This window comes from Nostoc sp. (assembly GCF_054880495.1).
The window spans coordinates 1-10,168 of the sequence record NZ_JBTYKD010000045.1 but is presented as its reverse complement, the minus strand read 5'-3'; the positions used below and the strand labels follow the sequence as shown (position 1 = coordinate 10,168).

Here is a 10,168-nt window from a genome sequence, read left to right as displayed (position 1 = left end):
ATTGGTAATTGGGATGAGGAATTAATTGAGCCAGCAACTTTTGCCAGTACGGGTGAACCAAGGATGCATAACAAAGCGATTAAGAAGTACAAAGGTAAACGTAAAAACTGATCCAGCCTCGTCTTCTCCCAACGCCAAGGAGCGTTTCCTAGAGAAGGGGAGCCACGCCCTGGCTGCTTTTGCTTTTTAAATTTTAGAGAATTCGCGCCAGAAATCTTAGTTGTTTTAGTCATTAGCATGGCAAGAGGTAAGTGATAACCAGGAACGCACAGGATTAACTGTAGGTGTTTGGGCTACCAGGATCATGTTACCATTCGCATCCATTACTCATGCCTGAGCTTCCACAATCTTATTTAGAGCGCTTCTGAAATTGCATAGAGTTTCACTTCCCTATGGACGCTGCGTGAACGTTCAAACTAACCGCGAGCAGTTTATGGTTTTTAACGCTAACACCAAACGTATTGATTTATAGTGGTTCTGAATTGTATAGAATATAGACGACTCATCGGGGCACAGGAATGCTATTTTCAAAAATCTATGCAGTTTATTGGGCAGATTAACTATCTTTTGATCAAATACCAAAAACCTGATCAAGGTTGACCAGGTTTTATCGAGTTCACAGGTTTCAAATTGTTAAACTAATTAAGTGATTGAAAGTTAATAACTAGGGTGGACTAAACAACGAACAAACTCAGCATACTTGCTTTTTTCCGCTTTGGGATTTGGCTTTGCCTTCTATTCTACATTAGGCTTTTTACCACTGCTATATTTAATCTGCTGAGATTTGCTTGGGTTGATGACAGGAGACACTAAGTCATTTACCCTTTTAATTTGGTTTGATTTTGTTTGGTGTCCTACTATTTAACTTATCACTTAGTTTATAAGTTGCAACTCTTAGTTTACTAAAGTTGACCTTTTGTTAGATTTTGCAATCTAGAGCCAGAAGTTTGATCCCTAATTCTCTTTTCAAGAAAGTTGAAGGGATCTTCGAGAGATCAACATGGCTAACTCAACTGCATTGTCACCAATTCCACATAATCTGACTGTTATCCAGATGGTCGGTGAGACTACGTCCAATGGCGTCAATTTCTGCCAAGTGGACGGCAGATATTTGGATTTGGGCGGCTAATGCGTTGTCTAGTGCTTGCTCGGGATAACGCGCCCCAGCGATGGCATTTGCTTGGGGTTGGGCAATTAACCACGCCAAAGCTAACTGAGCAAGGGTACAATTATGATCAAGGGCTATGGGACGCAGTTGTTGTAGCGCTTGTTGAGCGCGTTCAAAGTTTTCGCCTTCAAACAGTTTATTTTTAGCACGGTTATCTGCTGGGTCGAATTGATGACCGAGAGCAAATTTTCCGGTTAACAATCCCTGTGCTAAAGGCGAATAAGCAAGGATAGAAATATTATTTTCGATACAATAGGGCAATGCATCTTGTTCTACCTGTCTCCAGAATAAAGAATAGGGTGGTTGTAAACTATCAATACGTCCATAATTTGCTGCTTCTGCCAACTGGGTGTGGGAAAAATTGGAAACACCAATCGCTCGAATTTTACCTTGCTTTTTAAGCAGGTTAAGAGCGCTCATAGTTTCTTCAATAGGTACTATTTCACTATTAAAAGCACCGGAGGGCCAATGAATTTGGTAAAGATCGATGTAATCAGTTTTCAGGTTTGCTAGGGAGCGATCGCAAGCTTCAATGACTTGTTCATACTTGAGATGGTTAGCGAAAACTTTCGTCGCATATTCCACGCGATCGCGTACATCAGATAAAGCTTCAGCGACAATTCGCTCAGAGTGTCCTTCACCATAAACTTCAGCAGTATCAATTGTCGTGATCCCAGCTTCAAATCCGGCTCGGATCGTTTTAATCGAGTCAGCATCCTCAACTCCCACCCACATTTTTTTACCAGCTTGCCAAGTTCCCATCAAGATGGGTGTGATTTTGACTTCAGTTGTACCTAGCGCTCGCTTTTCCATAACTGCTTCCTAATTCATTCCCTTGGACAGTTTTATACTTTATCGGTTTTAGCTTTAAATTAAATCAGAGTTACAGTAGATGCTGATGGAATTGACTACAACTTTTCATGCTCTCAAAGAATGGGCAGTTGCCATAAATGCCTTGGAAAGTGGCAAAACAATTATGTTGCTCCGCAAAGGCGGTATCCATGAACGAAATGGAAATTTCCAAGTTGCCCACAAGCAAATTTTGCTTTACCCTACTTGTGAACATCAACAAGCTTTCATGCTGAAAGCTGAGTATGCCAATGGTGTTTATCCAGTAACATCAGGTTGGCATCCTGAAACAGTTCGCATCGGCAGTTGGGCTGAAATTACCGATATTTTGCCAGTGAGTGACGAATTTATTGTGAATGGGTTGCTTCCCTTCCATATTTGGAACGAGCATTTTATTAGCGATCGCCTCAAATGGAAACCACGCCAGCCGCTTTATATTCTCCTCCTGCGGACATATAAACTACCCCAAGAGCAAGAAATTCCCTATTACCCCAAATACGCTGGCTGTAAGTCATGGATTGATTTAAATCAACCAATTGAGTTGCAAGCAGCAAAACCAGTTTTATCTAATTCTGCATACACTCAATTAGTAGAGACAATTCGCGGCATTGTCGGCGATAAGTTGTATGCTCAATCCTTCTAATAACCCAAGTTGCTGCCCAGATGCCCGACTTCTTGAAAAAGTCGGGCATCTAAATCTAACTTAAGTAAGCGCCATTCTAGCCTACGGTTAATTTTATTTTTACTTGATCACGACTTACGCAAACAATAGCTCAAAAGAATGATTGTTTAGGTAGTGGCAATACCCTGCAGTCAGCTAAAGCTACATGAATTGCCCCTACCACGTGTAGTTTTGCGTAAGTCGTATTTAGAAATGATCTCTGAGTTGCTACTCAATAATTTTGTCATATTGATTGGTGTCATCTTCCTGCAATTCTTTCATCTCCACCAACACATCCCCCAAAGTTTTTTTATCTAGCCATTGATGACGTTCTTTGGTGTAATCCCCTTTACCAGGACTGAAATATTGAATAAACCTAATAGTATCGGCAACTCCCAGAGAATTGATTAAGGCATTGTAGCCCTGTTTGATAATTTCATTTTTGGTTTTCATCATTGTTTTCCTTGGCTTGTATTACTTCTGCCAGCCATTGAACGGGGTTATTAATCAATACATTAATTCAGAGCTTTTCTGGGCTTTTTTAAAGAGTCTATCATCTGTTGTCAGAAATACATCAGCCTCACTTCTTTCGGCGCAAGCGATATGGGTGGCATCATAGCTGGAAAATCCTAATTTTTGGAGTTCGGCAGTACGGTATTTAATGAAAGCGCTATTAATAACTTTGATTTTAGCAATGAGGAGTAATTTTTTGACGTTTTGTAGTCTTTCTAAATCAGGTGTTTGATTTAATTCGGCAATTAAAGCACTGCTATTGATAAGTTTCCAAGTCTCTGATTGACATTGACTCAGGATTGTCATAACTGCCTGTGCTTCTAGATAAATACGGGATTGTGTCTGGTCATCAAACGGACGATTCAAACAACAAGCATCAAGATAAATTTTATATTGTTTGCTCATAGTGTTGAATCAACGGAACTTTACAAGTAATTTCCAAAATCTGCGCTTATATATGTAAGCAGAAAAACAAATAGTCTGATTGCAAACTTCAGCCAAAATAGTATTTATTGTTACACACAAATAAAAAAAGCGCGGATAATATAAGAAAAATCTCCCCTAGAAGGAAGGTGAGGGAAAGCTGTTTGTCTTTGTGTCCTACTAGCAGCTTTCTCAGGGTATGAGTTGTTAAGTAATTATCCTGTACTGGATAGAACTTAATTACATTTTGTCTGAAGTATTAGGCAAAAAAGTATTCCCAAGGGTGAGATGGGACTTGACAAAATTCTGCTATTATGCATCTTTAACTAAAAGCAAAGGAGTTTGCAATGCACCGACAAATGTGCTGGTTATCTAAATCTGGTGGTGACGGAGAGAAAATTTTGTATTTGCAGACAGAACCCAATCAACCTTGGCGTCCCTACACAGCTTTTGGACATTTTACAGTCCCAGATTATAAAATACCAGGTGGTTCTAAAGGTTGGGCAACTTATCAAAAACTTCTCAAAGCAGGCTGGACACTAGTACCTAGCACACGCGCAAATGAGTTTGGCAGCAGCAGCTACGCAGAGTCAACAATCCAAAATCAATAGTTAGGAGTTTGGAGAGACGCGATTAATCGCGTCTGTACAGGAGTTATATATTGTCCCCCTTGTCCCCCAAGTTTTCCTCACCACCCTCTGGGGGAACCTTCACCGCGAGGATCAGCCGCCCCTTCTAGAGTTCCATCAGATGTCACAGCGATCGCATTACCATTACCCCAAGGAGGAGTTTCCTTAATTTTATGCCCCCGACGGCCTAATTCTTGCATTGTCAGAGCATCCAAACCCCAAGATTCTACGCGCAACTCATCTGGAAGCCACTGATGATGTATGCGTGGAACAGAAACAGCCGCGCCAACATCCATGTTGTATTCCAGCACATTCAGGATCACTTGCAAAACCTGGGTGATGATGGTGCTACCACCAGGCGCACCTGCTGCCATGCGGAAATGACCATTTTCTGTGACAATTGTGGGAGTCATGCTAGATAGAGGAGTTTTACGGGGTGCAATGCTGTTGGCATCATTACCAACCAAACCAAAGGCATTAGGTACTCCTGGCGCAGCAGCAAAATCATCCATCTCATTGTTGAGGACAATTCCAGTTCCTGGTGTCACCACACCAGCACCAAAACCAAGGTTAATGGTGAAAGTCAGACTGACGGCGTTGTGTTCTTCATCTACAACGGTAAGATGACTGGTTTCAGGAGATTCATGGCGAGTCGCTTGTAGTTTGAGAGATTGATTAGATAACGGGATGATATTTTCTCTCAAACTCTGATTGTTAGCTTGACTAAAACGTTGTAGTGTCTCTTTGTCTACTGGCTTGACTTCGGTTGAGGGTCTAGCCACTTGCATATTAATTTCTTGACGGCGTTTTTTGGCGTAAGCTGGACTGAGCAGTTCTTGTACAGGGACTTTGACAAAATCAGGATCGCCTAAATATTGGGAGCGATCGGCGTAAGCAATCTTCATTGCTTCTACCATTAAATGTATAGCGTCAGGATGATGCCATCCTAAAGATTTTAAATCAGTGTCACCGATAATATTTAAAATCTGCAATAGGTGAACGCCTCCTGATGATGGTGGTGGCATTGAGCAAATTTTAGCTTTGCGAAAGTTTCCACAAACGGGAGTGCGCCAGATTGGTTTGTAGGCTTTGAGGTCTTCTAGAGTAATTAAACCACCATTTTTTACCATATCAGAAGCGATCGCCCGAGCAATACTTCCGGTGTAAAAACTTTGAGGATTTTCGGCAATTGCGGTTAAAGTGCGTGCCAAATCACGCTGCACTAGCTTCTCCCCTGGTTGATAAAATTCGCCGTTGCGAGTGAAAATTTCCCGCGCTGCTGGATTGTTGAGAATTGCCTGCTTGCGGTTTTTGTACTCTGGGAGCGAACGCCAAGTAACTTGAGGACTGAGGACAAAACCATCTTTAGCCAAAGCGATCGCAGGTTTCATCACCTCCTGCCAAGAGAGTTTACCATAGCGACGATGTAATTCATAAAGTCCCGCCACCGTTCCTGGTGTCCCGACTGCCAAATAACCATTAATACTTGCATTTGGTAGCACGTTTCCTTTCGCGTCCAGATACATATTTCTTGTAGCTTTTAGGGGTGCGCGTTCCCGGAAATCTAACGCTTTCATCTCGCCAGTTTTCTCAGAGTGCATCAGCAAAAATCCGCCGCCACCGATTCCCGCCGAAAAAGGCTCAACTACAGAGATTGTAAAAGTTGTGGCTACGGCTGCATCTACTGCATTACCACCTTTGCGTAACATCGAAATTCCCGCTTCACTTGCTAGGGGATGGGCTGAAACCACCATTCCCTTTTTGCTGCGTAGGGGTAAAGTCAAGGCGGCTGAGGCAACTTGGCTGTAAAGGACGACAGTCAAAGAAAAGATGGCGATGGCAACCTGCTTGGATTTAGCAACAGTAAGCATTTTTAGTTTAGTTATTGAGGCGATACAATTTTTTCTAAAATATTATACTTGTTTAGCATCTTAGTGTGAGATTATTAATATAATTTGAGAATCTTAGAGTACTTATGAATACTATGTTACTAAAAACAAGTAAGACATTTTTTAAAGCTTTAACTATTGGATTATGTATCTCTAGCGGAAGCGTTCTCTCTCAGACACTACCGCTTTCCTCTAACTTAGTAGGTTTTAATACGCCTGAAGGTGAAAAATTATTATTTGAGAGTAAATCAAAAGAAGACTTCTTTCCACTGATTATGCAATTCACCACTCAAAATAATCAGGCATATTGTGGTGTTGCTAGTATAGTTATGGTACTGAATAGTCTACAAATTCCAGCACCAGAAGCACCCCAATACAAGCCATATCGAGTATTTACTCAAGAAAACTTTTTTAACAATAATAATGCCAAAAAAGTGCTAACTCCTGAAGCTGTGTCTCAACAAGGTATGACTCTAGACCAGTTAGGGAAATTACTAGCGAGCTATGACCTTAAAGTTAATGTTTACCACGCTGCCGACACTAGTTTAGAGGAGTTCCGCAAACAAGCGGCAGAAAATTTAAAAGAACCGCAAAATTTCGTTGTAGTAAACTATCTACGGAAAGAAATAGGTGAAGAGAAAGGTGGGCATATTTCCCCTTTGGCAGCATATAATGAGCAAACAGATAGATTTTTAATTCTTGATGTTAGTCGTTATAAGTATCCACCAGTTTGGGTAAAAACAGCAGATTTATGGAAAGCAATGCTTACAAATGATCCCTCATCAAAGAAAAGCCGTGGCTTTGTATTTGTAAGCAAAAACCTTTGATATAACAATCTGTTCATTGAATTCATGAATCCTGCAATCGCCCATCCTCTATATAAACAATGCGATCGGGAATATTTAAAATGCGAGCTAATATGGATACCATAATTACACCAAAAAGAATCGAGTTGCCACCAGGCGCAGTGTTGAAACTTTTAGGAGATTGGCAAGACTATCAAGTATTAAGTCAGCAACTAGGCGATCGCTCGTCGCCTCGCATTAAATATCGAAGAGGGGAAATTTTGCTGATGGCACCACTACCAGAGCATGGAAGAGATGCGAGTTTGTTGGCATTGATAGTAATAGCTCTACTTGACCACTTAAACCGCATATACGACTCATTTACGCCCATCACCATGAGCTTGCCAGAAATTAGTGGTATTGAACCAGACTATTGCTTTTACGTTGAAAATTGGAGAGCAGTAGTAGGCAAAAAAAGAATTGATTGGGAGTCAGATCCACCACCAGATTTAGTAATTGAAATAGATGTGACAAGCTACACCGACATTAATGATTTCTTGCCTTATCGAGTGCCAGAAGTCTGGATATTAAAAAGTCATCAGTTATTAATTTATAGATTGCAAGCAGAAAGTTATGTGCTTACAGAAAGCAGCTACTTTCCTAACGTCAGAGAAATTGTGCAGCAATGTCTTGAAATTGCAGCAGAGCGAACAACAAGTGAAGCGATTAGATGGTTAAAGAAGTTTTTGCATAAACATTAAAGATCCCCCTTAGTCGCCCTTTTTTACGGGTAAGTAGAGCCATTTTTAGCCCCCCTTAAAAATGGGGGTTGGGGGGATCAAGTCTTATCCGAACCGTATTAACTCCCCAACACTAGTAGGGAAGGGGCTGTTCTTGTTAGGTATGTATTGGACTCAACACAGAAGCGCTATAGGCAATTGCATCTTGCCTATCCTTGAGATCAAACTAATCCCTTCGATTTCCGAAACTCCTGGACAACATCTTTAATATCACGTAATTCTCCCTCAACTAAATAGTTTAACTGTCGCATTTCATCTGCCGAAATCTTGCCGGCAAGTTGTGCGATCGCTTTTCTTAATTCGGGATATTTTTTTAAGATTTCTTGTCGGACAATTGGCACAGTTTCATAAGGTGGAAAATAGTGTTTATCATCTTTTAGTACAACTAAACCTAAGCGAGAAATCTGTCCATCAGTAGAATTACCCGCTACCATATCTACCTGTTTTTGAATCAAAGCACGATATATTAAACCCAAGTCCATGATTTGGGGTGATTTGGCAAAACGTAAACCGTAAGTTTTAGCTAATCCGGGAAAACCATCTTCACGTTCTAAAAATTCGTAGCCGAAACCACCGCGCCATTGTGGTGTATATTGAGTAGCCTCGGAGAGAGTTTGAATGTTATAGCGTCTGGCATCTTCACCCCGGACAATCATCGCAAAAGTATTTTCAAAACCTAAGCTTGGCATGACTTCCAGATTGAATTGTTTGGAGTATGCTTGTTTTAACTTTTCATAAACTTCTTTGGGATTGTTAACTGCTTTTTGTTTTAAAATTCCAGTAAAAGCTGTACCTGTATACTCAATATAAGCATCAATTTTGCCAGCAGTAATTGCACTATGACAAACAAAAGAACCACCCAGATGGAGACGACGATCTACTTTTAAATTAGTTGTCGCCTCGATTTGCTGTGCTAACAATTCGCCTAAAATATCTTGTTCAGTAAAATCTTTGGAAGCAACGATAATATTAGCAGTGCTGCTACTATTTAAATTCGGCGTGCAGCTAGTGATTACCAATAACAAGCTAAAGGTTAAAAAGCAAAGTGTTAAAAATCTTTTCATTAATTTTGAATTTTGAATTTATTCTCCAACCAGCCAATTGCAAAGTCAGCCAGTAATGCAATTCCCGCCGCCGGAACTGCACCAGCTAAAATTAACTGATCATTCACAACTGATATCCCGCGAAAAATAAACACTCCCAAACCACCAGCCCCAATTGCTGCGGCAATAGTTGCAATACCTATGGCAATTACCGTTGCGACTCGCACTCCTGCCAAAATTACTCCCATTGCCAAGGGAATCTCAACTTGTAATAACAATTGTCTATCTGTCATTCCCATCCCTCTTCCAGCTTCCCGAATCGCTGGATCAACACCAGTAATACCTGTGTAAGTATTACGAATTATCGGCAGCAAAGAATATACAATCAGAGCAACAATTGCTGGTACTGCGCCAATTCCGCCAATTATGGGAACAGGAATGAGTAAGCCAAACAGTGCCAAACTAGGAATAGTTTGCAGGATATTCGCTATGCCGAGAATTGGTTGGCGAAGATAAGTTTTACGTGTAATCAAAATACCTAATGGAATGCCTATAAGTATGGCAATTCCAATTGCAATTCCTACCAGAAACAGGTGTTCTAGAGTATGCTGAAGAATTTCTGGGGCATACTTAACGAGAAAGAAATTTTTCATAAAGTGTTTTACAAGGAACGCAGACATTGGAGAAAGGCAAGGCTTTCTGGGTGTTGCGATCGCATAAATTCATCTGTTGTCCCCAATACTACCAATTCTCCGTCATACATTAAACCAATTCTCGATGCCAAAATAAAAGCTTCTTGAATATCGTGGGTGACAAAAACAACTGTCTTGCCTAATTCCTGCTGCAAATGCCGAAACTCTTGTTGAAGTTCCAACCGCGTAATCGGATCGAGTGCGCCAAAGGGTTCATCCATCAACAACACTGGCGGATCTGCCGCTAAAGCCCTGGCTACGCCTACTCTTTGCCTTTGTCCTCCCGAAAGTTCGTGCGGATAACGCTGGGCAAATTTTGCTGGTTCTAAACCCACCAATTGCAACAATTCATAAACCCGCATTTTAATTTGTTTTGGTTGCCAACCTTCCAAAGTCGGCACTAAACCCACATTACGTTCTACAGTGAAATGGGGAAATAAACCAATTTCTTGAATGACATAACCAATTTTTCGCCGCAGTTTAATTTGATCCCACTGAGTTGTTGGAATGCCCTCAAATAAAACTTCGCCTTGTGTGGGTGTGAATAGGCGATTAATTAACTTCATTGTTGTAGTTTTGCCGCTTCCACTGCGTCCAAGTAATACGAGTGCTTCTCCTTGGCGGATGGCAAAATTCAGATTTGACACCAATGGGCGATGATTGCGGCTAAAGGTAACATCGCGGAATTCGACGGCAGTTTGGTTATTTTGCGGCAT

The 10,168-nt window shown here is 41.0% G+C and carries 12 protein-coding genes; 4 read left to right on the top strand and 8 right to left on the bottom strand.

Annotated features, from left to right (window positions below; translation table 11 throughout):
- Both ACYTXL_RS05085 and ACYTXL_RS05080 read right to left on the bottom strand, forming a co-directional pair.
- The coding region (locus ACYTXL_RS05085; protein ID WP_461923750.1) for a hypothetical protein at nucleotides 1-233 on the bottom strand (233 nt) is incomplete at its 3' end.
- A gap of 788 nt (nucleotides 234-1,021) precedes the next feature.
- Nucleotides 1,022-1,981 carry an aldo/keto reductase gene (locus tag ACYTXL_RS05080; RefSeq protein ID WP_461923749.1) on the bottom strand — a complete coding sequence of 320 codons (960 nt, stop codon included), beginning with the start codon at nucleotides 1,979-1,981 and terminating at the stop codon, nucleotides 1,022-1,024.
- A gap of 79 nt (nucleotides 1,982-2,060) precedes the next feature.
- Here ACYTXL_RS05080 and ACYTXL_RS05075 point away from each other — a divergent pair, with 79 nt between their 5' ends.
- Nucleotides 2,061-2,660, top strand: coding sequence for a DUF1802 family protein (locus tag ACYTXL_RS05075; protein ID WP_461923748.1), 600 nt, complete (start codon nucleotides 2,061-2,063; stop codon nucleotides 2,658-2,660).
- Nucleotides 2,661-2,906: 246 nt separating this feature from the next.
- Here ACYTXL_RS05075 and ACYTXL_RS05070 read toward each other — a convergent pair whose 3' ends face one another.
- Entirely contained in the window at nucleotides 2,907-3,131 is a 225-nt protein-coding gene (locus tag ACYTXL_RS05070; protein ID WP_461923751.1) for a hypothetical protein, read from the bottom strand.
- Nucleotides 3,132-3,185: 54 nt separating this feature from the next.
- Nucleotides 3,186-3,596 carry a PIN domain-containing protein gene (locus tag ACYTXL_RS05065; RefSeq protein ID WP_461923747.1) on the bottom strand — a complete coding sequence of 137 codons (411 nt, stop codon included), beginning with the start codon at nucleotides 3,594-3,596 and terminating at the stop codon, nucleotides 3,186-3,188.
- Between the two features lie 365 nt (nucleotides 3,597-3,961).
- Here ACYTXL_RS05065 and ACYTXL_RS05060 point away from each other — a divergent pair, with 365 nt between their 5' ends.
- Nucleotides 3,962-4,225, top strand: coding sequence for a hypothetical protein (locus ACYTXL_RS05060; RefSeq protein ID WP_461923746.1), 264 nt, complete (start codon nucleotides 3,962-3,964; stop codon nucleotides 4,223-4,225).
- 77 nt (nucleotides 4,226-4,302) lie between these two features.
- On the opposite strand, the gene ggt is transcribed toward ACYTXL_RS05060, so the two are convergent.
- Nucleotides 4,303-6,114 (bottom strand): gamma-glutamyltransferase, encoded by a 1,812-nt coding sequence (gene ggt, locus ACYTXL_RS05055; RefSeq protein ID WP_461923745.1) that lies wholly within the window; start codon nucleotides 6,112-6,114, stop codon nucleotides 4,303-4,305.
- 104 nt (nucleotides 6,115-6,218) lie between these two features.
- On the opposite strand from ggt, the gene ACYTXL_RS05050 reads away from it, so the two are divergent.
- Nucleotides 6,219-6,959, top strand: a complete 741-nt coding sequence (locus tag ACYTXL_RS05050; RefSeq protein ID WP_461923744.1) for a phytochelatin synthase family protein — start codon at nucleotides 6,219-6,221, stop codon at nucleotides 6,957-6,959.
- A 92-nt stretch (nucleotides 6,960-7,051) separates the two neighbouring features.
- On the top strand, nucleotides 7,052-7,678 hold the full coding sequence (locus ACYTXL_RS05045) for a Uma2 family endonuclease (protein ID WP_461923743.1): 627 nt from the start codon (nucleotides 7,052-7,054) through the stop codon (nucleotides 7,676-7,678).
- A gap of 200 nt (nucleotides 7,679-7,878) precedes the next feature.
- Here ACYTXL_RS05045 and ACYTXL_RS05040 read toward each other — a convergent pair whose 3' ends face one another.
- The 3 genes from ACYTXL_RS05040 to ACYTXL_RS05030 form a co-directional block, all read right to left on the bottom strand.
- The gene (locus ACYTXL_RS05040) at nucleotides 7,879-8,781 is read right to left on the bottom strand and encodes a glycine betaine ABC transporter substrate-binding protein (RefSeq protein WP_461923742.1); all 903 of its coding nucleotides are present in this window, start codon (nucleotides 8,779-8,781) and stop codon (nucleotides 7,879-7,881) included.
- Nucleotides 8,781-9,413 (bottom strand): ABC transporter permease, encoded by a 633-nt coding sequence (locus ACYTXL_RS05035; RefSeq protein ID WP_292805733.1) that lies wholly within the window; start codon nucleotides 9,411-9,413, stop codon nucleotides 8,781-8,783. The genes ACYTXL_RS05040 and ACYTXL_RS05035 overlap by 1 nt, the downstream gene beginning before the upstream one ends.
- A gap of 8 nt (nucleotides 9,414-9,421) precedes the next feature.
- Nucleotides 9,422-10,168 (bottom strand): ATP-binding cassette domain-containing protein (locus ACYTXL_RS05030; protein ID WP_461923741.1); only part of this gene is annotated, 747 nt, incomplete at its 5' end.